18 protein-coding genes are annotated in these 19544 nt (G+C 72.4%); 8 read left to right on the top strand and 10 right to left on the bottom strand.

What is annotated here, in order from left to right; genetic code table 11:
• Together QWZ14_RS16890 and QWZ14_RS16895 are read right to left on the bottom strand one after the other, a co-directional pair.
• A partial coding sequence (locus tag QWZ14_RS16890) for an FUSC family protein (protein ID WP_290317937.1) occupies window positions 1-1791 on the bottom strand: 1791 nt, incomplete at its 3' end.
• Window positions 1792-1868: 77 nt separating this feature from the next.
• Window positions 1869-2435 (bottom strand): carboxymuconolactone decarboxylase family protein, encoded by a 567-nt coding sequence (locus QWZ14_RS16895; RefSeq protein WP_290317938.1) that lies wholly within the window; start codon window positions 2433-2435, stop codon window positions 1869-1871.
• A gap of 271 nt (window positions 2436-2706) precedes the next feature.
• On the opposite strand from QWZ14_RS16895, the gene ettA reads away from it, so the two are divergent.
• Entirely contained in the window at window positions 2707-4386 is a 1680-nt protein-coding gene (gene ettA / locus QWZ14_RS16900) for an energy-dependent translational throttle protein EttA (RefSeq protein ID WP_290317939.1), read from the top strand.
• Window positions 4387-4393: 7 nt separating this feature from the next.
• Entirely contained in the window at window positions 4394-4918 is a 525-nt protein-coding gene (locus QWZ14_RS16905; protein WP_290317940.1) for a GNAT family N-acetyltransferase, read from the top strand.
• 45 nt (window positions 4919-4963) lie between these two features.
• On the opposite strand, the gene QWZ14_RS16910 is transcribed toward QWZ14_RS16905, so the two are convergent.
• Window positions 4964-5599, bottom strand: a complete 636-nt coding sequence (locus tag QWZ14_RS16910) for an MlaC/ttg2D family ABC transporter substrate-binding protein (RefSeq protein WP_290317941.1) — start codon at window positions 5597-5599, stop codon at window positions 4964-4966.
• A 26-nt stretch (window positions 5600-5625) separates the two neighbouring features.
• Window positions 5626-6444: an MlaA family lipoprotein gene (locus QWZ14_RS16915; protein ID WP_290317942.1), complete on the bottom strand. Its 819-nt coding sequence runs from the start codon at window positions 6442-6444 to the stop codon at window positions 5626-5628.
• Window positions 6445-6643: 199 nt separating this feature from the next.
• Between QWZ14_RS16915 and metF the strand changes: the two genes are divergently transcribed.
• Window positions 6644-7594, top strand: coding sequence for a methylenetetrahydrofolate reductase [NAD(P)H] (metF, locus tag QWZ14_RS16920; protein WP_290317943.1), 951 nt, complete (start codon window positions 6644-6646; stop codon window positions 7592-7594).
• A gap of 21 nt (window positions 7595-7615) precedes the next feature.
• On the opposite strand, the gene QWZ14_RS16925 is transcribed toward metF, so the two are convergent.
• Window positions 7616-8602: a Bug family tripartite tricarboxylate transporter substrate binding protein gene (locus QWZ14_RS16925; RefSeq protein ID WP_290317944.1), complete on the bottom strand. Its 987-nt coding sequence runs from the start codon at window positions 8600-8602 to the stop codon at window positions 7616-7618.
• 120 nt (window positions 8603-8722) lie between these two features.
• Between QWZ14_RS16925 and QWZ14_RS16930 the strand changes: the two genes are divergently transcribed.
• From QWZ14_RS16930 to QWZ14_RS16940, 3 genes are all read left to right on the top strand, one after another.
• Window positions 8723-9523: a phytanoyl-CoA dioxygenase family protein gene (locus QWZ14_RS16930; RefSeq protein ID WP_290317945.1), complete on the top strand. Its 801-nt coding sequence runs from the start codon at window positions 8723-8725 to the stop codon at window positions 9521-9523.
• A gap of 78 nt (window positions 9524-9601) precedes the next feature.
• Window positions 9602-11821 carry an ATP-dependent helicase gene (locus QWZ14_RS16935; protein WP_290317946.1) on the top strand — a complete coding sequence of 740 codons (2220 nt, stop codon included), beginning with the start codon at window positions 9602-9604 and terminating at the stop codon, window positions 11819-11821.
• Complete coding sequence (locus QWZ14_RS16940; protein ID WP_290317947.1) at window positions 11821-12747, top strand: 50S ribosomal protein L11 methyltransferase; 927 nt, start codon at window positions 11821-11823, stop codon at window positions 12745-12747. The genes QWZ14_RS16935 and QWZ14_RS16940 overlap by 1 nt, the downstream gene beginning before the upstream one ends.
• 12 nt (window positions 12748-12759) lie before the next feature.
• Here QWZ14_RS16940 and QWZ14_RS16945 read toward each other — a convergent pair whose 3' ends face one another.
• From QWZ14_RS16945 to QWZ14_RS16960, 4 genes are all read right to left on the bottom strand, one after another.
• Window positions 12760-12999: a DUF2188 domain-containing protein gene (locus QWZ14_RS16945; RefSeq protein WP_290317948.1), complete on the bottom strand. Its 240-nt coding sequence runs from the start codon at window positions 12997-12999 to the stop codon at window positions 12760-12762.
• A gap of 29 nt (window positions 13000-13028) precedes the next feature.
• Window positions 13029-13781 carry an alpha/beta fold hydrolase gene (locus tag QWZ14_RS16950; protein ID WP_290317950.1) on the bottom strand — a complete coding sequence of 251 codons (753 nt, stop codon included), beginning with the start codon at window positions 13779-13781 and terminating at the stop codon, window positions 13029-13031.
• Window positions 13782-13828: 47 nt separating this feature from the next.
• Window positions 13829-15022, bottom strand: a complete 1194-nt coding sequence (locus QWZ14_RS16955) for an MFS transporter (protein ID WP_290317951.1) — start codon at window positions 15020-15022, stop codon at window positions 13829-13831.
• Window positions 15023-15096: 74 nt separating this feature from the next.
• Complete coding sequence (locus tag QWZ14_RS16960) at window positions 15097-15378, bottom strand: DUF1127 domain-containing protein (protein ID WP_290317953.1); 282 nt, start codon at window positions 15376-15378, stop codon at window positions 15097-15099.
• 173 nt (window positions 15379-15551) lie between these two features.
• Here QWZ14_RS16960 and QWZ14_RS16965 point away from each other — a divergent pair, with 173 nt between their 5' ends.
• Together QWZ14_RS16965 and QWZ14_RS16970 are read left to right on the top strand one after the other, a co-directional pair.
• On the top strand, window positions 15552-17345 hold the full coding sequence (locus tag QWZ14_RS16965; RefSeq protein WP_290317955.1) for an aminopeptidase P family protein: 1794 nt from the start codon (window positions 15552-15554) through the stop codon (window positions 17343-17345).
• A 136-nt stretch (window positions 17346-17481) separates the two neighbouring features.
• Window positions 17482-19104, top strand: a complete 1623-nt coding sequence (locus QWZ14_RS16970; protein ID WP_290317956.1) for an ABC transporter substrate-binding protein — start codon at window positions 17482-17484, stop codon at window positions 19102-19104.
• A gap of 20 nt (window positions 19105-19124) precedes the next feature.
• On the opposite strand, the gene QWZ14_RS16975 is transcribed toward QWZ14_RS16970, so the two are convergent.
• On the bottom strand, window positions 19125-19544 hold a 420-nt coding region (locus tag QWZ14_RS16975), incomplete at its 5' end, for a LytR C-terminal domain-containing protein (protein ID WP_408903703.1).

Consider the following 19544-nt stretch of genomic DNA (forward strand, 5'->3'; position numbering starts at 1 on the left):
GACCGCGGCGGCGACCGGCGCCCGCGCCGCCTCGCCCAGGCCGGGCATCGCCTGGCGCAGCCGCAGCAGGTTGAAGGCGGCGCGGAGCTCGGCGAGCTCGCGCAGGCCGAGCGCCGCGGCATCGGCGCCGCCGAGCCGGGCGGCCAGGGCCTCGAAGCGGTCCAGCATGGCGGCGGCGACGGGGCGGAGGTCGGCCGGGCTGCGGCCCTCGGCGAGGCGGATGAGGTCGCGGCGATCGGCCTGGACCAGCCGGGAGACCCGCAGCGAGACGCCGATGCTGCGCAGCAGCCGCGTCACCACCAGGGCCACGGCGAAGCCGAACAGCAGGGCGATGCCGCCCTCGAGGAAGCTGGCGAAGTCGGCGGCATAGCTGGATTGCAGGGCGATCAGGGCGAAGCCGTTGATGGCGACCGGGGCGACGCGCGGGGCCAGCGCCGGCACCGCCAGCAGGGCGCCGAGCGGCAGGTACAGCACGCCGATGACGACGAGCAGCGGCACGAAGCCATCGACCGCCGGCAGCACCGCGAAGAGGTAGAAGCCGGCGATCACCACCGCGACGACGCTGCCCTGCAGGAAGCGCAGGATGACCGGCGCCGGATCGTCGAATTGGGCAAAGAGGCTGGTGCCGACGGCCGCCATCATCGCCGCGGTCGCCCCGCCGGCCCAGCCCGAGAGGATCCAGAAGCTGCAGCAGAGCGCGACGGCGACGGCGGCGGCGAGGCCGGAGAGGCCGACCAGCAGCGGATCGACATGCCCGGGCAGGCGCGGCTCCGCCACCTCGCCGGTGGCGGCGGCGGCCATGCGGCCGGCGAGGTCGCGGCAGTCCGCCCAGGTGGCCACCAGCTCCCGCAGCCGGGCCAGCAGGCCTTCCCGCAGCAGGCCGGGCCAGCCGCCCGCGGCGGCGGCCTCGGCTTCGGCGGCGGCAAGGCGGGAATCGAGCGGCCCCGGCGGCACCCCGGCCGGGCCGGCGATCCAGCCGGCGACCTCGGCCAGCAGCGGCTGCAGCGCCGCCAGCGCCCCGGGGTCGAGGCGGCGCAGGCCGACGATCCGGTCGGCCGCCGCGCTGGCCAGCACCGGCAGGCTGCGCGCCTGCTCCCGCAGGCCGGGCAGCCAGCGCAGCGCGGCGCGGCTGCCGCCCTCGTAGCGGGCCTGCTGGAACAGGGCGTCGAGCGCGGTGCCGTCGCGGGCGAGGCGGCGGCGGTCCTCCAGCAGCGTGGCGGGGTCGCCGGAGAGCAGGGCATCGCCGGCCAGCCGGCCGATCTCGGCGGTCCAGGCCTCAAGCCGGCGGAGCAGCTGCGGCCCGGCCGGGCGCGGCAGGAAGATCGCGTGCAGCGCCCAGGCGCAGGCCACGCCGAGGCCGATCTCCTGCACCCGTAGCACGGCGGTGTCGAAGATCGCCTCCGGCGTGGCGACCGAGGGGAAGCCGATGATGGCGGCGGTATAGCCGGCCAGGATGAAGCCGTAGCCGCGCGGCGAGGGGTCGAGCAGCGAAACGGTCACGCAGCCGCCGACCCAGAGGGCGAAGGCCAGCACCAGCAGCGGCGGCGCGCCGACGAGGTTGGGCACCGCAAGCACGGCCACGGCGGCGCCGACGACGGTGCCGGCCAGCCGCCAGAGCGCCTTGGCCCGCAGCGCGCCGGCCGAGCCCTGGGCGGTGATGTAGACCGTGGTCGCGGCCCAGTAGGGGCGCTCCAGCCCGGTCTCGAAGGCGACGTACAGGGCGAGGGCGGCCGCGGCGAAGGTGACCAGCGAGAAGACCCACGCCTGCCGGCCCGGCAACCAATCCCCCATGCCCCGCTCGGGCCTCCCTTGCATCGGCGCGCCGGCATGGTGCCGCCGCCTGGTTTCACGTCCTGGTCGCCGCGCGGTCAGCCCGCCTCGGGCACCGGCACGTCGAAGCCGTTGAGGGTGGTCGACACCATGCAGTAGAGGCCGACGAGGTAGATGAGTTCCGCCGTGCCCTGCTGGCCGAAGGCCTGCACCGCCTGGCGGTAGCTGAGCTCCGGCAGCACCCCGCCGCCGACCAGGGCGGCGGCGACGTCGTAGGCGACGGCTTGGTCGCGCGGCAGGTCGCCCGGGCGCTGGCCGGCGACGATGGTCGCCAGGGTATCGTCGGAGAGGCCGCGCTGCTCGGCGGCGATGACATGGGCATAGAGTTCGTAGGCCGAGTGGAAATGCGCCCCGGTGACCAGGATGGCGACCTCGCGCACCGGCCGCGGCAGGCTCGGGGCCTCGGACATCGCCTTGGTCAGCTCCCAGATCGGGCCGCCGAATTTCGGCGCATGCAGCCAGGGATTCCACGGGCCGAGCAGCTCGCCCTGGGCGCCGACGGTGGCGAAACCCTTGAAGTTCTTCTCGATGCCGGATTTCATGTCGGCATAGAGCGGCTTCTGCTCGTCGGTCAGCGCGGCAGGCGGGATGAGGGGCAGGCGCATGGGTCGTCCTTCCATTTGCTGCGGTGCACAACGCGGCCGGGAGGCAATCGCCGCATGGCCGCCGGGTTACGCCGTGGTCAGCCGGGCGGTGGCCGGGGGCAGAACCTGGGCTCCCGGCCGCGGTTGCATCCCGGGTCCGTCCCGCCGCTGGAACCATGGGCGTGGCGGGCTCTCATGCACCGCACCATCATCCCGGGCCGCGGGTCCTTTCTTCCGGCGGCCCCGAAGGCTAGATAACCCCCACCTCATACCCCCCGGCAGGATCACCGTCATGGCCGCCTACCAATACGTCTATGTGATGAAAGACCTGACCAAGGCCTATCCGGGCGGCCGCGAGGTCTTCAAGGGCATCACCCTGTCCTTCCTGCCCGACGTGAAGATTGGCGTGCTCGGCCCGAACGGCGCCGGCAAGTCGACGCTGATGCGGATCATGGCCGGGCAGGACAAGGAATTCGGCGGCGAAGCCTGGGCGGCCGAGGGCGTCCGCGTCGGCTACCTCTCGCAGGAGCCGCACCTCGAGCCCGAGCTGACCGTCGGCGAGAACGTCATGCTCGCCTTCAAGGACATGAAGGGCTACCTCGACCGCTTCAACGAGATCTCGATGAAGTTCGGCGAGGAGATGTCGGACGAGGCGATGAACGACCTGCTCGCCGAGCAGGGCGACCTGCAGGAGAAGATCGACGCCGGCAACGGCTGGGAGATCGACCGCACCGTCGAGATCGCGCTCGACGCGCTGCGCTGCCCGCCGGCCGACAGCGCCGTGACCACGCTCTCGGGCGGCGAGCGGCGGCGCGTCGCGCTGTGCCGGCTGCTGCTCGAGAAGCCGGACATGCTGCTGCTCGACGAGCCGACCAACCACCTCGATGCGGAAAGCGTGTCCTGGCTGGAGAAGACGCTGCGCGAGTACACCGGCGCGGTGCTGATCGTGACCCACGACCGCTACTTCCTCGACAACGTCACCAACTGGATCCTCGAGGTCGATCGCGGCCGGGGCATCCCCTACCAGGGCAACTACTCCTCCTACCTCGACATCAAGCGCAAGCGCCTGCAGCAGGAGGAGCGCGAGGAGAGCAGCCGGCAGCGCCAGCTGGCCGAAGAGCAGGAGTGGATCGGCCGGTCGCCTTCCGCCCGGCAGTCGAAGAGCAAGGCGCGCATCTCCGCCTACGAGGATCTGCTGCAGCGGAGCCAGGACATGGCGCCCGACCCGACCGAGATCCAGATCCCGCCGGCGCCGCGGCTCGGCAACATCGTCATCACCGCGGACAAGATCCGGAAGGGCTTCGGCAACCGGCTGCTGATCGACGACCTGTCCTTCAAGCTGCCGCCGGGCGGCATCGTCGGCGTCATCGGCCCGAACGGCGCCGGCAAGACCACGCTGTTCAAGATGATCACCAAGGTGGACGAGCCCGACAGCGGCACCATGACGGTCGGCGACAGCGTGCAGCTCGGCTACGTCGACCAGAGCCGCGACAGCCTGGATGACAGCAAGACGGTCTGGCAGGAGATCAGCGAAGGCCAGGACCAGATCACCATGGGCAAGCGGCTGGTTCCCAGCCGGGCCTATTGCGCCGCCTTCAACTTCAAGGGCGGCGACCAGCAGAAGCCGGTCGGCGTGCTCTCGGGCGGCGAGCGCAACCGGGTGCATCTGGCGAAGATGCTGAAGACTCCGCACAACGTCCTGCTGCTCGACGAGCCGACCAACGACCTCGACGTCGACACCCTCCGGGCGCTGGAGGAGGCGCTGCAGGACTTCGCCGGCTGCGCCGTCATCATCAGCCACGACCGCTGGTTCCTCGACCGGCTGGCGACGCATATCCTGGCCTTCGAGGGCGACAGCCACGTCGAGTGGTTCGAGGGCAACTTCCAGGCCTATGAGGCGGACAAGCGACGTCGACTCGGCGCCGCGGCGGATCAGCCGCACCGCATCAAGTACCGCCCCCTCACGCGCTAGCCGCTCGATGCGGCACGCCTATCCGGTCCCCCTGCCGGCCCGGCTGGTGCGGACCGGGCGGCTCACCCTGGTGCCGCCCGGCCGGGAGAACCTGCCCGACCTGCTGCGGCTGAAGACCGACCCGCGGGTCTTCGAGCTCATGCTCCACGGCGTCCGCTCCGAGGAGCGGGTGCGGGAGGAGCTGGAGGACGACATCGATTTCTGGGCGGTGCGGGGCTACGGCACCTGGTGCGTCTTCCGCACCGATACCGGGGAATTCCTCGGCATCGCCGGGCTGATGGAGCGGCCGGACGGGCGCGGGGTGGCGATGCGCTTCGCCCTCTGGCCGGAATGCCGGGGCCAGGGCTATGCGCGGGAAGCGGCCAGGGCGGGGCTGGAGTTCGGCCACAAGGCCGGGCTGGAGCGGATCATCGCGGTGGCCTGGGAGCGGAACCAGGCGTCGCAGCACGTGCTGCGGGATATCGGCATGACCGAATGCGACGCCTTCGAGTATCGCGGGCGCCGGATGGTGGTCTTCGAAAGCAGGAGGTAGGGCCCGGGGGACGACCGTCCCCCGGGCCCTGCCGGTCCTCCGTCGTCAGCGGCCCTGTTCGCGGGCCGCGAGCTGCTGGATCTGGCCTCGCATGGCCTGCAGCAGGGCGGCCATCTGGCCGTTGTTGCGCTGGATGACGCTCGAGTATTCGCTGCGCTGGGTCAGCCGCAGCGAGGTGCCCTCGGCGATCACGTCGACCACCTTGGGTTGGCCGCCGATCTCGCCGACCCGCCAGTCGAGCGAGAAGGGGGCGCTGTTCGGCCGCTCGATGACGGTGTTCACCAGCACGTCGTCCTCGGTCCGCTGCTGGGTGCGGCCGAGCGAGAAGCGCACGCCCTGGTATTCCCCGAAGCGGGCCGAGAGGTTGCGGATCAGCGTCTCCTCGAAGAGCTTCAGGTATTCCTGCTGCTCCTGTGGGGTGGCGGTGCGCCACCAGCGGCCGATGATGAAGCGGCCGACGCCGTCGACGTCGACCGCCTGGCGCAGCACGCCGGCCACCCGCTGGCGGCGGGCGGCGATGTCGCGGGACTGGTCGTTGATGGCGGCGACCAGCTGCTGGCCGGTGGTCTGGATGAAGGCCGAGGCGCGGCCGATGTCGGTCTGGGCCCGGGCGGGGCGGATCGCCCCGGCGCCGAGCAGGAGGGCGGCGCCGAGGAGGCCGCGGCGGTCAAGGTGCTGCATGCTGGTCGGTCTTCCTGGCAGGCGTGTCATCGTGGCTCGCCGGTCCCGACGCCGAAGCCGGTGCTGCCGGCCGACGACGGCGTCGCGCGCGAGGTATCGTTGCGGATCTCGGCGGCGCGGCGTTGGCGGTAGACGCTCCGCAGGGTTGCGTAGCTGTCGAGGGAACTACGCTCGAGGTCATCCAGCGGCTCGATCAAACCTTCGCGGGTATCGACCACCGTGGCCCCGGTCCGGCCATAGGTCAGGCCGTCCACGATCGCGCCCTGGCCGAACCAGGTCAGCGGATCCGAGACGATGCCGAGGCCGAAGCCGACCAGGTCGCGCGGATTGGAGGGGCCGAGCACCGGGACGAAGACATAGGGACCCTCGCCGACGCCCCAGCGGGCCAGGGTCTGGCCGTAGTCCTCGGCATGGCCGCGGACGCCGAACCGGCTCGCCGCCACGTCGAAGATGCCGCCGAGCCCGAGGGTGCTGTTGATCAGGAAGCGGCCCAGCGTGTCGCCGGCGCGGCGCGGCTCGCCCTGCAGCATGTCATTCGCCAGGATGACCGGCGTGCGGAGGTTGCCGAGGACGTTCCGGACGCCGGTGCGGACCGGGCGGGGCACCACGGCGCGGTAGCCGACCGCGACCGGGCGCAGCACATAGGAATCGATGCCCTGATGCACCGCATAGAGCCGCCGGTTGGTCGGCTCGGCGGGGTCGTTGGTCTGCTCGAACTCGGCCACGGCCTCGGGGTCGGAGGCCGGGGGGCGGGTGGCGCAGCCGGCGAGCAGGAGGGCCGCGAGCAGCGGCGCCGCGAGGGCAAGGCGCGCCCGCGGGGGGGGGGAGACGGTGGATTGGCGCATCGGCGGCGGGGACCTCTTGCGTCCTGATGGGAAGGTCGCAGGCTAAACCATGAAAAATTCGGGATCGCCGTCCCGGAACGACGGGCTCAACCCGGGGGTAGTCTTCGGCATAGCACCAAACCCGTATCGTCGATAACGCCCGAAACTGTATCCGTCCGCAACGCTTGCGAACGTGACCCTGCGTAGGCAAATAGCCGATATGGACCAGAACCTCCCCGGAACCCTGCAACGCTGGCTCACCGGCCCCCGTTTCGGCGCCCTGCCCAATTTCGCCGAGATGCCGGTGCCGCTGCTGTCGTTCGAATTCTTCCCGCCGCGGACCGACGCGCTGGAGGCGCAGCTCTGGTCCTGCATCCGGCGGCTGGAGCCGCTGGCGCCGTCCTTCGTGTCGGTCACCTACGGGGCCGGGGGCACCACCCAGGCCCGGACCCATGCGACCGTCGCCCGGATCGTGCGGGAGACCAGCCTGACCCCGGCGGCGCACCTGACCTGCGTCGGCGCCTCCCGCGGGGAGGTGGACGAGGTCGCGCGCAGCTACTGGGATGCCGGGGTCCGCCACATCGTGGCGCTGCGCGGCGACGCCCCCTCGGGCGCCGAGCGCTACGAGCCGCATCCGGACGGCTACGCCTATGCCGCCGACCTGGTGGAGGGGCTGAAGCGGGTTGCGCCCTTCGAGATCAGCGTCGCCGCTTACCCCGAGACCCATCCGACCGCGGTCTCGGCGGATCACGACCTCGACAACCTGAAGCGCAAGATCGACGCCGGGGCGACCCGGGCGATCACCCAGTATTTCTTCGATTCCGAGGTCTTCCTCCGCTTCCTCGACCGCTGCCTCGCGGCCGGCATCACCCTGCCGATCGTCCCCGGCATCATGCCGGTGTCGAATTTCACCCAGATGAAGAAATTCTCCGCCATGTGCGGGGCCGGGGTGCCGGACTGGATGGGGCGGCTGTTCGAGGGGCTGGACGAGGACCCGGAGACCCGGCGCATGGTCTCGGTCGTGCTGGCGGCGGAACAGGTGCGGCTGCTGCAGGCCAACGGCGTGGACGAGTTCCACTTCTACACCTTGAACCGGCCCGACCTGGTCTATGCCATCGCCCATCTGCTCGGCGCCCGGCCGGGTGCGGCGAAGGCCGGCGCGCCGGCCTGAGGCCTCGCCGGGCCGGGCCGGCTACTCCACCCGGATTCCCTCCGCCTTGATCAGCGCGCTCATGCGCTCGCGCTGGTCGGTGAAGAAGGCCTGGAACTCGGCGGTCGAATTGCCGACCGGGATCATGCCGATCTCGCCCAGGCGCTTCACCGCGGTCGGGTCGCGCATCCCGGCCGCGGCGGCCTCCTGCAGCCGGGCGATCACCGGGGCCGGGGTGCCCATCGGCACGTAGAAGCCCAGCCAGTCGTAGACGTCGAAGCCGGGGAAGCCCTGCTCGGCGACGGTCGGCACCTGCGGCAGGCTGCCGATCCGGTCGATGGTCGAGACCGCGAGGCCGCGGAGCCGTCCCTCCATCACCAGCGGCGCCGCCTGCGGCAGGGTCGAGAAGACGAATTCCGCATCGCCGGCCAGGATGCCGGCGATCGAGGCCGCCCCGCCGCGGTAGGAGACATGGTTGGCGCTGGCGCCGGCCCGGCGCAGCAGCAACGCCGGGGCGAGGTGGGTCGCGGTGCCGGTGCCGGAGGAGGCATAGGGGATCTGCCCCGGCGCCGCCTTCAGCCGGGCCAGCAGCGCCGGCAGGTCCTTCGCCGGATGCTCGGCGCGGACCACGCAGATCAGCGGCGACTTCACCATCTGGCTGACCGGCGCCAGGGCGGTGGCGAAGTCATAGGGCAGGCCGGGGATCAGCAGGTGGTTGACCGCGCCGGCGGCGGTATCGGCGAGCGCGGTATAGCCGTCGGGCGCGGCCTGGGCGACCACCCCTGCACCGACCGAGCCGCTGGCGCCGGCCCGGTTCTCCAGCACGATGGGCTGGCCGAGCACCTGCTGCATGGCCGGGGCGGCGAGGCGCATCGGGATGTCGGCGCCGCCGCCGGGCGGCCAGCTCACCACGATGCGGATCGGGCGGCTGGGGTAGGGGGCGGCCGGCTGGGCCGCGGCCCGCCGGGGCAGCAGGGCGGGCAGCGCCAGGGCCGCGAGCAGCGGGCGGCGGCCGGTCGGTTGGGCCATGCAGGAGTCTCCCCTCGGTCTTGCCGCATCCTGCCCCGGCCCCGGCCCGGACGGAAAGGCTTTGAGCGCCGGGCCGGGCCGGGCCTATGCTCGGCCCCAAGACCAAGGAGGGAACAGGCGATGCAATTGAACGCCGATCAGGTGCGCCAATTCGAGGAGGAAGGCTGGCTCTTCCTGCCCGAGGCCTTCACCCCCGAGGAGGTCGCCGTGCTGGCGCGGGAGGCCGAGGCGATCTATGCCGCCAACCGCCCCGAGATCTGGCGCGAGAAGTCGGGCGCCCCCCGCACCGCCTTCGCCGCCCATACCTTCAACGAGGCCTTCCGGCTGCTGGGCGCGCATCCCCGGCTGATCGGCCCGGTGGAGCAGCTGTTCGGCGAGCAACTGTATATGCATCAGTTCAAGATCAACGCGAAGGCGGCCTTCACCGGCGACGTCTGGCAGTGGCACCAGGACTACGGCACCTGGGCGCGCGACGACGGCATGCCGGAGCCCCGCGCCATGAACATCGCGGTCTTCCTCGACGAGGTGATGCCGATCAACGGCCCGCTGATGCTGATCCCGCGCAGCCAGCGGCACGGCACGCTGGACGCCGGGCACGACACCTCGACCACCTCCTACCCGCTCTGGACGCTCGACGACGCGGTGGTGACGAAGCTGGTGGCCGAGGGCGGGATCGTCGCGCCAACCGGCAAGCCGGGCGGCGTGCTGCTGTTCCACGGCAACCTCGTGCATGGCTCGGCGCCGAACATCACCCCCTATCCGCGGAAGATCGTCTATCTCACCCTGAACGCGGTCTCGAACCACATCCGCAAGCCGACCCGGGCGGAGTGGATCGCGCACCAGGATTTCACCCCGATCGCGCCGGTGGCGGATGGGGCGCTGACCGACTACGCCCGGGCCTACCGGCAGGCGGCGGAGTGACCGGCGGCCGCCGCTAAGGACAGGCAGGGGGGCGGGAGCCGGTTGGAGGAGTTCGCGGGCTGTTCTATATCTCGGCCCGTGTCAGCCCCACTCCCCACCCCCCCCTCCTCCGGCGATGACTACCTCGCCCGCCTCAACCCCGAGCAGCGGGAGGCGGTCGAGACGCTCGACGGCCCGGTGCTGATCCTGGCCGGGGCCGGCACCGGCAAGACCCGGGTGCTGACCACCCGCTTCGCCCATCTGCTGAAGACCGGCCGGGCCTGGCCGGGGCAGGTTCTGGCCGTCACCTTCACCAACAAGGCGGCGCGGGAGATGCGCGAGCGCGTCTCCGCCATCCTCGGCCAGCCGGCCGAGGGGCTCTGGCTTGGCACCTTCCATTCGCTGTGTGCCCGGATGCTGCGGCGGCATGCCGAGCTGGTCGGGCTCACCAGCGCCTTCACCATCCTCGACACCGACGACCAGATGCGGCTGCTGAAGCAGGTGATGGATGCCGCAGGCATCGACCTGAAGCGCTGGCCGGCGCCGGGGCTGATGGCGCAGATCCAGCGCTGGAAGGACCGTGGCCTGACCGCCGAACGGGTCACGCCGGCCGAGGACACCGACTACGCCGGCGGCCGCGCGCGGGCGCTCTACGCCGCCTACCAGTCGCGGCTGCGGGACCTCAACTGCTGCGACTTCGGCGACCTGATGCTGCACATGACCGAGGTCTTCCGCGGCCATCCGGAAGTCCTGGCCGACTGGAACCGCCGGCTGCGCTACATCCTGGTCGACGAGTACCAGGACACCAACCTGGTGCAGTACTACTGGCTGCGGCTGCTGGCGCAGTCGCACCGGAACATCTGCTGCGTCGGCGACGACGACCAGTCGATCTATTCCTGGCGCGGCGCGGAGATCGAGAACATCCTCCGCTTCGAGAAGGACTTCCCCAACGCCAAGGTGGTGCGGCTAGAGGCCAACTACCGCTCGACCAAGCCGATCCTGGCCGCCGCCGCGCATCTCATCGCCCATAACGCCGGGCGCCTGGGCAAGACGCTCCGCGCCGGGCGGAAGGATGCCGAGGGCGACAAGGTCCGCGTCGTCTCGCTCTGGGACTCCGAGGAGGAGGCCCGCATGGTCGGCGAACGGATCGAATCCGCCCGCCGCAACGGCCACAAGCTGGCCGAGATCGCCATCCTGGTCCGCGCCGGCTTCCAGACCCGCGCCTTCGAGGAACGGCTGATCGTGCTCGGCCTGCCCTATCGCGTCGTCGGCGGGCTGAAATTCTACGAGCGCGCCGAGATCCGCGACGCCATGGCCTATCTGCGCATCCTGGCGCAGCCGGCCGACGACCTGGCCTTCGAGCGGATCGTCAACACCCCCAAGCGCGGCCTGGGCGAGACCGCGATGCGGCGGATGCACGAGCTGGCGCGGGCCGAGGGCATCCCGCTGGTGCTGGCCGCCGAGCGGCTGGTGCCGAGCCTCACCGCCAAGCCGCGCCAGGCGCTCGGCGCGCTGCTGCAGGGCATCGGCCGCTGGCGCGAGGGGCTGGCCAAGGAAGGCCATGTGGTGGTCGCCGCCACGCTGCTGGACGAGAGCGGCTATACCGACATGTGGAAGGCCGACAAGTCGCCGGAGGCGCCGGGGCGGCTCGAGAACCTGAAGGAGCTGATCCGCGCGCTCGGCGAATTCGAGAGCCTCGCCGGCTTCCTCGAGCACGTCGCGCTGGTGATGGAGAACGACGAGAATTCGGAAGGCGACCGGCTGTCGCTGATGACCCTGCACGCCGCCAAGGGCCTCGAATTCGACACCGTCTTCCTGCCGGGCTGGGAGGAGGGGCTCTTCCCGCATTCCCGCGCCATGGAGGAAGGCGGCGACAAGGGGGTCGAGGAGGAGCGCCGCCTCGCCTACGTCGGCATCACCCGGGCGCGCCGCCACGCCATCATCTCGACCGCCGCCAACCGCCGGATCTACGGCAATTGGTCCGCCTCCATCCCCAGCCGCTTCCTCGACGAGCTGCCGCCCGACCAGATCCAGCGCGAGGGCAGCGCCAGCATGGCCCGCGCCCGGGTGGCCGAGATGCCGAGCGTCTTCACCGGCCCCTCCGGGCTGATGGCCAGGAAGCCCCGGGTCATCGAGGCCGGGGCCTGGGAGGCGCCGGTTCGGCCGCCGCCGGCCAATCCCTTCAAGGTCGGGGAGCGGGTCTTCCACAAGAAATTCGGCTACGGCGTGGTCACCGCGGTGGACGACAACCGTGTCGACGTCGATTTCGAGAAATCCGACCCGAAGCGGGTGATGGACAGCTTCCTGGAGCGCCCCTGATGCCTGCTGCCCAGCCTGGCGCCTGGCCCATGCCGCTGTCCCGCCGCCGCACCGAGCCGCTCGAGGTCCTCTGGATCGACGGGCTGCCCGAGGATGCGCTGCCGGCCTTCGAGGCCGCCTTCCAGACCGTCTGCGCCACCGTCGGCTACTTCAAGGACGACCCGACCGAGACCTGGCGGATCGAGGGCGTGCGCGAGGCCGGCGCCCGCGACGACGAACTCACCGGGGCGCTGGCCATCGCCGCCCTGGTCACCGGCATCGAGCCGCCGGCGCTGCAGGCCGGGCCGATCGAGGCCGAGGGCTGGCTGGCGCGCACCATCGCGGTCTTCCCGGAGGCCCCGATCGGCCGACGCTTCCTGGTGCGGCCGACCCATGTGGCGGACCCGCCCTGCTATGGCCGGGTGGTGGTGCGGCTCGATGCCGGCATGGCCTTCGGCAGCGGCGAGCATGCCTCGACCCAGGGCTGCCTGATGGCCTTCGAGGAGGTGGCCTACCGCCGTCCGCGGCGCATCCTCGACCTCGGCATGGGCTCGGCGATCCTGGCGCTGGCGGCGGCGAAAATGCTGAAGCGGCCGGTGCTGGGGACGGACATCGACCCTTGGTCGGTGCGGGTGGCGCTGGAGAATGCCGGGCTGAACGGCGTGCAGCGGCTGCTCTCGGCCCGGCTGGCGGATGGCTGGAAGAGCCGGGTGATGCGGGCCGGGGAATACGACCTGATCTTCGCCAATATCCTGGCCCGGCCGCTGTGCTCGATGGCGAAGGAGCTGGCGCTGCACCTGGCGCCGGGCGGCACCGCGATCCTCGCCGGGCTGCTCGGGGTGCAGGCGCGGATGGTGCTGGCGGCGCACCGGCGGCAGGGCCTGGCGCTGGAGCGGCGGATCGACATCGGCCCCTGGAGCACGCTGGTGCTGCGCCGCCGGGGCTAGGCCGGGGCCCGATCAGGCCTCGACGTCGATGTCCGGGCGGTCGTCGCCGGCGGATGGCTCGGTATGCCAGGCCCCCGCCGCATCCTGGTACTCGATCGTGGTCGCGTTGCCGGGGATGTGCTGTTCCCGGGCGACCCGCTTGGCCGCGGCGAGCGCGGCGTCGCGGCTGGCGAAGGGCTCCGAGAAGACGTCGTCGAGCTTGTAGGCCCAGCCGCCGTCGTGCGGGACGACCCGGTAGTGGATCCTGGCCATGGCGTGATGCTCCTTGCTGGAGGGTGGGGTCATGCGGGCGGGGCATGGCGGCGCAGGAAGCCGACGACCCGCGCCTCCTGCTCCGCCAGATGGTCCGGGCCGCGCCAGTCCGCCACCACCTCCACCCCCGGCAGCAGCGCCGCCAGCTCGGCGCTGGTCGCGGCGGGGTGCGGGATGTCGGTGCCGGGCAGAAGGAAGGTCGGCACCGGGCAGCGGCGGGCGAAGCCGCGGTCGACGGAGAAGACGAAGTCGTGGTCCCACATGGCCCGGCCGAAGCCGGCGAGGGCGGCCTCCTCGAGTTCGGGGCGGGCGGCGCGCTGCTCGGCGGCCCAGTCGCGGTGGCTGTCGGGGAAGTAGCCGGGGTGGTCGGGGTGCCGGCCGATCGGGTTCTGCAGCACGGCGGCGGTGACGCGACCCGGCGCCGCCTTGATCGCCTTGAGGCAGAAGCTGCCGCCGATGCAGCCGCCCAGCACGTGGAAGCGCCCGAAGCCGAGGTGCTCCATCAGCGCCAGGTGGTCGGCGGCATAGGTATGCCAGCCGTGGTCGGCGCGGATCCCGGCGACGGAGGCCCCGGCGTTGCGCTGGTCCATGGCGATGGCGGTGAAGCCGGCGGCGGGCAGCGCCCGGGTCCAGTCCACCCAGGGCCGCGCCGGACCCTCGGGCGGCGAGGGCCACATCGCCATGCGCGACTTCAGCCCACCCGGGGCGAAGAGCAGCACCGGATAGCCCTGGCCATGGACCTCATAGGCGATGCGGCCGTCCGGCCGCTCGAGCTGGGGCATGCTGTCCTCCGCGTTGCCGGCCAGTCCGCGGCAGCGCCACCCGGGTGTCAAGCCGGGGCGGCGCGCGGCGGCCGGATGGTCCAGTTCATGGCGGTGGCGGCGATGCCGACGGCGACCATGACCGGCCAGAAGGCGTCGTAGTTGCCGGCATACTGCAGCAGCAGCGCCCCGGCCGCGGCGCCGAGGAAGCCGCCGAGCTGATGCGACAGGAAGCAGACGCCATAGAGGGCGCCGAGGTCGGCGACGCCGAAGCGCCGGGCGATGGCGGCGCTGGTCAGCGGGATGGAGCCGAGCCAGACGAAGCCCATGACCGCGGCGAAGACCAGGGCGCCGGTCTCGCTCGGGGTGGCCAGGGCGAAGCAGGCGATGGCGATGCTGCGCAGCAGGTAGATCCAGCCCAGCGCCAGCTCCGGCCGGATGAGGCCGCTCATTTTGCCGCAGAGCCAGCTGCCGGGGATGTTGAACAGGCCGATGGTCATCAGCGCCATGGCGCCCATGCCGGCGGGCATCCCGCAGAGGGTCAGGTGGCTCGGCAGGTGCATGATGATGAAGGCGAGCTGGAATCCGCAGGCGAAGAAGCCGGCGGTCAGCAGGGCGAAGCCGCGGTCCCGCAGCGCCTGCCGGGCCAGCGCCGGCAGGCCGGACAGGCCGGTGGGCCGGGGTCCGGCCAGCAGGCGCGGCGCCGACCATTCGATGCTGCGGCCGACGGGCACCAGGACCAGCATGGTGACGGCCAGCAGGCCGAGGGTGGCGACGGCACCGAACTGGCCGATCAGGCTCTGGGCCAGCGGCACCAGCGCCGCCTGGCCGAGCGAGCCGCCGGCGCTGGCGAGGCCGATCATCTCGCCGCGGCGGTCGGGCGCCACGGCGCGGCCGACCGCGGCCAGCACCGCGCCGGTGCCGGTGCAGGAGACGCCGATGCCGACCAGGATGCCGATGCCGAGGAAGACCATCGGCGGATTGGGAAACAGCGCCGGCAGGCCGAGGCCGAGCGCCATCAGCACGGCGCCCCCGGCCATGACGCGGCCGGCGCCATGGCGGTCGCCCAGCGCGCCGGTGACCGGCTGCGCCAGGCCCCAGACCAGGTTCTGGAAGGCGACTGCGGTGCCGAGGACGCTGGGCGAGAGCCCCTGTTCCGCCGCGAGCGGCAGCAGGAACAGCCCGAAGGTCTGGCGCATCCCCAGCGCCAGGCTGATGGAGGCGGCAGCGGCGGCCACGATGATCCAGAGGGCTGCGGGCATGCCCGCATGAGAGGCGGGGCCGGCGGCGCTTGCAACAGCGCGTTACGCCGGCCCTGCCATGCGGTCCGGGCGGCTCAGCGGTGGGCGAGGCTGCCGGTGGCGACGCGGTCGATGTCGCCGCGGGTCAGGCCGATGTCGACCAGCTCGCGCTCGGAGAGCGAGGCCAGCTCGGCGCGCAGGCGGGCGCGGGCCGGCCAGCCGAGGATCCTGTCGGCGAGGCGGGCGAGGCCCTGCAGCAGCGCGGTCTCGTTGGCACGGCCGGCGGCGTCGCGCAGGGCATCGCGCTGCTCGGCGGCGGGGTTGCGCGGGAAGGGGAGGAGCAGGGCAGCCTCCGCCTTGGTCATGTGGGCGTTCATGGGTAGCTTCCGGATTCTGCGCGGGGCGGAAATGGCCCCGCGTGTCGAAGCCGTAGATAGGCACAGGACAATATTGTTGCTCGTGCGAAGGTAACAGCCGAGCCATGCGCCCAGAGCTTGGCTTCCGATGAGTGCCTGCATTTTTGATTTACCAATTCGTGAGGACCAGCCCGATGACCCCTGCAGACCGCCTCGCCGCCCTCCGCGGGGAACTCGCCCGTGCCGGGGTGGATGGCTTCCTGGTGCCGCGGGGGGATGAATACCTCGGGGAATACGTGCCGCCCTCGGGCGAACGGCTGGCCTGGCTGACCGGCTTCACCGGCAGCGCCGGCATGGCGGTGGTGCTGGCCGGGCGTGCGGCGCTCTTCACCGACGGGCGCTACACCACCCAGGCGGCGCAGCAGACCGATCCGGCGCTCTGGGAGCAGCGGCACATCACCGAGCAGCCGGCCGCCGACTGGCTGGCCGAGCATGCCGCCGGCCGGCGGATCGGCTACGACCCCTGGCTGCATGCCGAGGCGGCGCTGGCGCAGCTGGAGCGGCCGGGCGTCACCTTCGTGCCGCTGGCGGCCAACCCGATCGATGCCATCTGGGCGGACCGGCCGGCGCCGCCCCAGGCCCCGGCCGTCGCCCATCCGCTGCGCTATGCCGGCCTGGCCGCGGCGGAGAAGCGGGCCGCGGCGGCGGCGGCGCTGCGCGCGGCGGGGCAGGATGCGGCGGTGCTGGCGGATGCGCATTCGCTGGCCTGGCTGCTGAACATCCGCGGCGGCGACCTGGCGCATACGCCGCTCGCGCTCGGCTTCGCCCTGCTGCGCGCGGATGCCAGCGCCGAGGTCTACATGGATCCCGGCAAGGTGCCGGCCGAAACCCGGGCGCATCTCGGCAACGACGTGGTGGTGCGGCCGCGCAGCGCGCTGGCCGGGGCGCTGGCCGGGCTGGCGGGGAAGGCCGTGCAGCTGGACGCCGAGGCCACGCCGGCCTGGTTCGCCGCGACCCTGCGGGCGGCCGGCGCCACCGTCGTGCCGGGCGAGGATCCCTGCCGGCTGCCGCGCGCCTGCAAGAATGCGGTGGAACAGGCCGGCGCCCGCAGCGCCCACCGGCGCGACGCGGTGGCGCTGGCGCGCTTCCTCGCCTGGTTCGCCGCGGCGGCCCCGGCCGGCGGCGAGACCGAGCTGAGCGCGGCCGAGCGGCTGCTCGCCTACCGCCGCGAGCTGCCGCTGTTCCAGGCCGAGAGCTTCCCGGCGATCAGCGGCGCCGGGGAGAACGGCGCCATCGTGCACTACCGCGTCACCCCCGAGAGCGACCGGGCGATCCGCGCCGGGGAATGCTACCTGATCGACAGCGGCGGGCAGTTCCTCGACGGCACCACCGACGTGACCCGGACGCTTTGGACCGGGCCGGGGGCCGCGCCGCTCGCGCTGCGGCAGCGCTACACCCGGGTGCTGCAGGGCCACCTCGGGCTGGCGAGTCTGCGCTTCCCGCAGGGCGTCGCCGGGCCGCATGTGGATGCCATCGCCCGGCGGGCGCTGTGGCAGGCGGGGCTCGACTTCGACCACGGCACCGGCCATGGCGTCGGCAGCTTCCTCAGCGTGCACGAGGGGCCGGCCTCGATCAGCCGGGCGGCGAAGCCGGTGCCGCTGGCGGCGGGGATGATCCTCTCGGACGAGCCGGGCTACTACCTCCCCGGGCAGTACGGCATCCGGATCGAGAACCTGCTGCTGGTTCGGGAGGCGGCGGCGCAGCCGGACCAAGTGAAGCCCTTCCTCGAATTCGAGACGCTGACCCTGGCCCCCTATGCGCGGGCGCTGATCGAGGTGGTGCTGCTCTCGCCGGCGGAGCGGGCCTGGGTGGACGAATACCATGCCCGGGTCCTGGCCGAGGTCGCGCCGGGCTGCGACACGGCCACGGCGGCCTGGCTGGCGGCGGCCTGCGCGCCGCTCCGGGAGGCGCCGACCGGGACTGCCTGAGGATCGTGCGGCGCCGGCGCCCGGTGCCGCGTCCTTGGGCGAACTCCGTCCGAAGTCCTGCGGATTCGCAACGACAGGGCATGACGGCGCCGGCGTGGAGGTGGCACATCCGAGCATCAGCCAGGAGGATGCCCCCATGACCCCCACCATCGGCCGGCGCGGATTGCTGGGCGGCCTCGCCGCCGCCGGGATGCTGCCCTACGACCTCGCCATGGCCCAGGGCAGCGGGCCGGGCGCCACGCTGCGGGTCGGCATGACCGCCTCGGCGGTACCGCTCGCCAATGGCGTGCCGGACCAGGGCGGCGAGGGCCACCGCTTCATGGGCATCACCCTCTACGACCAGCTCGTGCAGTGGGACCTGACCAAATTCGACGGTCCCGCGGTGCAGCGGCCCGGGCTGGCCACCGCCTGGCGGGTCGACCCGGCCGATGCCCGGCGCTGGATCATCACCCTGCGGGAGGGGGTGAAGTTCCACGACGGCAAGGTGATGACCGCCGAGGACGTGGTCTTCTCCTACGACCGCGCCTTCCGCAACGACGCGCCGCACTACGACCCGCGCGCCGCGGCGCAGGCGCGGATCCGCATGCCGACCATCGCGTCCTGGCGGGCCGAGGGGCCGCTGACCTTCATCCTCGAAACCACCCGGCCGGACAGCCTGGTGCCCTTCGGCCTGACCTGGGTCGGCATCACCCACCAGGGCGCCTGGGAGGCGGCGGGCCGCGACTGGGACAGGTTCATGCAGCGCGCGGTCGGCACCGGCCCCTGGAAGATGGAGAGCTTCAGCATCCGCGAGCGCTGCGTGATGACCCGCAACGCCGAGTACTGGGACGCGCCCCGCATCCCGAAATGCGCCCGCCTGGTGCTGCTGCCGCTGCCGGAGGCGAATACCAGGGTCGCCGCGCTGCGCTCCGCCCAGGTGGATTTCATCGAGGCGCCGCCGCCGGATGCCATCCCCTCGCTGCAGCAGGCCGGATTCCGGATCGTCTCCAACCAGTACCCGCACAATTGGACCTGGCATTTCAGCATGGTCGAGGGCTCTCCCTGGCGCGACATCCGGCTGCGCCGGGCGGCCAATCTCGCCATCGACCGCAAGGGGATGAAGGAGCTGCTGGGCGGGATGATGGTGGAGGGCGCCGGGCTGGTGCCGCCGGGCCATCCCTGGCACGGCACGCCGCGGGACCCGGTGACCTCGGACAAGGCCGCGGCCCGGAAGCTGATGGCCGAGGCCGGCTTCGGCCCGCGCAACCCGCTGCGGACCAAGGTGGCGATCTCCACCAGCGGCTCGGGCCAGATGCAGCCGCTGACCATGAACGAGGCGGTGCAGCAGGACCTGAAGGAGATCGGCATCGAGGTCACCTTCGAGGTGCTCGAATGGAACGCGCTGCTGGGCATCTGGCGGGAAGGCGCCAAGGCGCCGTCGAACCGCGGCGTCAGCGCCATCAACATCTCCTACGGCGCCTTTGACCCCTTCACCTTCGCCATCCGCTTCCTCAAGACCGACATGGTCCCGCCGGCGGCGAACAACTGGGGCTATTTCAGCGACCCCGCCTACGACGCGCTGATGACCCGGATCTACGAGACCTTCGAGCCGGGGCCGCAGGAGCTCCTGCTGCAGGAGCTGCATGCCAAGGCGGTCGACGACCGGCTGTTCCTGTTCGTGGCGCACGACATGAACCCGCGCGCCACCAGCGCCCGGGTGAAGGGCTTCGTGCAGGCGCAGTCCTGGTTCCAGGACCTGACGCCGATCACCCTGGGCTAAGGCGGCGACCGAGGCCGAGGTCAGCGATCCGGCAGCCAAATCTCCAGCGTCTGGGCCGCGGGGGAGGGCTCGTAGCTGCGGAAATCCTGGATCGCCCAGCCGCGGCCGAGGCGGCCGGCGAGGCGGGCCGCCGCCGCCGCATCCTCCGAGTGGAAGTACCGGACGACGCGCTGCGAGGGGGTGCTGGGCACCGGCCGCAGGTCGCCCAGCTCGAAGCCGGCCTCGCGCAGGGGGGCGGCCAGGCTGGCGGCAGCCTCGGCGGCGGCGGGGGAGCCGGCGCGGAGATGGATGAAGATGCGCGGCTGGCCGGCGGCGCTCGCCATCTCGGCGCGCGGCGGCCGCAGCACCGGGGCGGCGAGGGCGGGGGGCGGGGCGACCGGCACCGGCGGCGGCACGCTGACGCTCGCCGGGGGCGAGGGCGCGGCGGGCGGCGGCGGCGG

The organism is Paeniroseomonas aquatica, assembly GCF_030409335.1.
Classification (GTDB): Bacteria; Pseudomonadota; Alphaproteobacteria; order Acetobacterales; family Acetobacteraceae; genus Belnapia; species Belnapia aquatica.

Coding starts and splice junctions, on each gene's coding strand:
- QWZ14_RS16895 (WP_290317938.1), bottom strand. CDS start 2,435: ATGCGCCTGCCCCTCATCCCGCCTGCCGCGCTGACCGACGAGCAGAAG.
- ettA (WP_290317939.1), top strand. CDS start 2,707: ATGGCCGCCTACCAATACGTCTATGTGATGAAAGACCTGACCAAGGCC.
- QWZ14_RS16905 (WP_290317940.1), top strand. CDS start 4,394: ATGCGGCACGCCTATCCGGTCCCCCTGCCGGCCCGGCTGGTGCGGACC.
- QWZ14_RS16910 (WP_290317941.1), bottom strand. CDS start 5,599: ATGCAGCACCTTGACCGCCGCGGCCTCCTCGGCGCCGCCCTCCTGCTC.
- QWZ14_RS16915 (WP_290317942.1), bottom strand. CDS start 6,444: ATGCGCCAATCCACCGTCTCCCCCCCCCCGCGGGCGCGCCTTGCCCTC.
- metF (WP_290317943.1), top strand. CDS start 6,644: ATGGACCAGAACCTCCCCGGAACCCTGCAACGCTGGCTCACCGGCCCC.
- QWZ14_RS16925 (WP_290317944.1), bottom strand. CDS start 8,602: ATGGCCCAACCGACCGGCCGCCGCCCGCTGCTCGCGGCCCTGGCGCTG.
- QWZ14_RS16930 (WP_290317945.1), top strand. CDS start 8,723: ATGCAATTGAACGCCGATCAGGTGCGCCAATTCGAGGAGGAAGGCTGG.
- QWZ14_RS16940 (WP_290317947.1), top strand. CDS start 11,821: ATGCCTGCTGCCCAGCCTGGCGCCTGGCCCATGCCGCTGTCCCGCCGC.
- QWZ14_RS16945 (WP_290317948.1), bottom strand. CDS start 12,999: ATGGCCAGGATCCACTACCGGGTCGTCCCGCACGACGGCGGCTGGGCC.
- QWZ14_RS16950 (WP_290317950.1), bottom strand. CDS start 13,781: ATGCCCCAGCTCGAGCGGCCGGACGGCCGCATCGCCTATGAGGTCCAT.
- QWZ14_RS16955 (WP_290317951.1), bottom strand. CDS start 15,022: ATGCCCGCAGCCCTCTGGATCATCGTGGCCGCCGCTGCCGCCTCCATC.
- QWZ14_RS16960 (WP_290317953.1), bottom strand. CDS start 15,378: ATGAACGCCCACATGACCAAGGCGGAGGCTGCCCTGCTCCTCCCCTTC.
- QWZ14_RS16965 (WP_290317955.1), top strand. CDS start 15,552: ATGACCCCTGCAGACCGCCTCGCCGCCCTCCGCGGGGAACTCGCCCGT.
- QWZ14_RS16970 (WP_290317956.1), top strand. CDS start 17,482: ATGACCCCCACCATCGGCCGGCGCGGATTGCTGGGCGGCCTCGCCGCC.